We start from the raw sequence: 342 nt of genomic DNA on the forward strand, positions 1-342 counted from the left end.
TCGTTGTTCGCCACGTCCTTCGTCGGCTCCTGGCGCCTAGGCATCCTCCGTGTGCTCTTTGTAGCTTAACCTAGTATTTACAATGTAAATACAATTCGCTACTTTAAGTTTTCTTGTTTACACAAGATCAGCTTAAAGGAATATTCTAAAACGCAATTTCGTTTCGGTATCCAGTTTTCAAGGTGCAATTGAGAGTTTGAACTCTCAAAACTGAGCAACGAGTGAGTAACAGGCCGAAACCTGAGTTTTGAAGCTTCTGCTTCATATTTGAATGTTTCCATCGCAGGAAACGATTCTCCATAGAAAGGAGGTGATCCAGCCGCACCTTCCGATACGGCTACC

At 43.6% G+C, this 342-nt stretch carries 1 protein-coding gene; it reads right to left on the bottom strand.

Features of this window, described 5'->3' with window-relative positions; genetic code table 11:
- Window positions 1-98 precede the first annotated feature (98 nt).
- Window positions 99-342: hypothetical protein (locus AC5V8P_RS26240; protein WP_495474138.1), on the bottom strand; the 244-nt coding region annotated here is incomplete at its 5' end.

It is taken from the genome of Paenibacillus sp. N119s (assembly GCF_059447605.1).